General features: G+C 52.5%; 1 protein-coding gene and 1 pseudogene. Both read right to left on the bottom strand.

The window, feature by feature from the left end; all coding sequences use genetic code 11:
- Nucleotides 1–499: pseudogene (locus ACLW56_RS25230) on the bottom strand (hypothetical protein); the annotation flags it as partial.
- A gap of 322 nt (nt 500–821) precedes the next feature.
- A partial coding sequence (locus ACLW56_RS25225) for an Ig-like domain-containing protein (RefSeq protein WP_330986340.1) occupies nt 822–1677 on the bottom strand: 856 nt, incomplete at its 5' end.

Below are 1677 nucleotides of genomic sequence, written 5' to 3'. Positions count from 1 at the left end.
TTCCGGTTGTCAGCGTGACCAGCGTGGAGCTTCCGGGCACCGTACCGATAAAACCCATCGCGCCGGGGATACCCGGTGCGGCCAGCGTCGTCTGTAATGCAGTACTCCCCGGAACCAGCGCGGTTGCCGCAAGCGTGTCCGCGCCGCTGAACGGGCCACTCAGCATCACCGTCACCGGCACCGCCAGCGTGTTATCGAGCCCCAGATACTGCAGCGGGTACTGGCTTGCCGGATAGGTGGCCGTCAGGTCACGGACACTGGCACTCACGTAGCTCTCGGTATGTCCGGTGTAGCTCCGCCCGGGGTTGCTGGTATCGACCCCGCTCCAGATATAGGCATGGGTGATGGTGTCTCCCACCGACACGGACTGCAGTGACCAGTCGGTGCTGCTGCTGGCCACAATCCCCGACTGCCCGTGTGCCACGGGTTGCGGAGTTCCGGCAAAATTGGGAAGCGGGTAAAAAACCAGCGGGCTGGTCTGCAGGCTCTCAGGATTCATGATGGGCTCTCTGTAATCAGGTTAATGATGAAGACAGGAGCAGCATAGGCACGGCGGGGCTGTCGCATTGGCTCAAATGCACCCCGGCAGTGGGTGTTTTTTGCCCGATAACACAGAGATGTTAGCCTCGTTCTGGTCACCCCACCTTGCTCAGGATGGAGTCCATATTACGTGGGTAGGATCACATCGAAAACATGCGGCAGAGCCCAAAAAAATCCCCAACGAGGTTGTCAGGGATTGGGGTATAAAAACGATTGTCTGACTGAAAAGGTTGTAAACAATAACCGGTATCTGTCAGCGCAGGTCTTTATTGATATAATGATTAAGGCTTAAATGTTGAGTTGCGGGTAATGAAATAGTTCTCTGAAATAGTACAGGTAACTTCCACGGTTTCAGCCACTGGATCCACGATTTGACATTCTAAATCATAAGGCACAGCGGATAGATTAAACACCTGACTTTGTAATGATGTCCCCTGAAAAACAGCACTGCCACTCAGCGTAACGGTTACGGAAGGTGGGGTAATGTCTCCTGAATCAAAATAAATACGGTTCACATCTATCCCGTCTGCTTTTGCATTGCTGGTGACAACAAGCCGCAAATCATCTGTAAACGGAAATGCTGAAAAATCAAGCGTTCCATTAACAGTATATGATTGATTGACTGTCACACTGGCGGATACTGAGTCAACATCGTTGTCTTTTACAGAAAATGACATGGGAACGGCATTTATCACAGTCGTGTATGTGTTGCTTCCACTGTCGACAATAATAGCTGAATCGCCAACCGCCATTGTCAGAGTATCTCCCGTGTTACCGTATACAGATATAGTATTGTGCGTACTGTAGCTTTCATCGCTATTCAATTCGCTCAGTGCTGGTGCACCTGTGATGAAATAAACTTCAAGCAGGTTAACAGTAATGGTGGCCGTCATCTGGCTGCCATTATCCAGAGAAGCCGTCACCTGCGCCGTGCCGGTATCTCCGCTGTCCGTCAGGGTGGAGGTTGCCTTTCCGTCAGCCCCCGTCACCGATGTCGCCGGGGTCACTGAGCCCAGGGTTGTACTCCAGTAAACCGTCGCGCCGGCCACCATGTTTCCACTACCGTCATGAACGGTTGCCGTCAGCGCCGCCGCATCAGTACCATCATTAAAGATGCTGTCCTTGTCACTGGTCAGG

The organism is Pantoea sp. sgz302252 (genome assembly GCF_047713085.1).
GTDB lineage: Bacteria > Pseudomonadota > Gammaproteobacteria > Enterobacterales > Enterobacteriaceae > Scandinavium.
The sequence above is the reverse complement of the archived record's forward strand: the minus strand, read 5'-3'. Positions and strand labels throughout refer to the sequence as shown.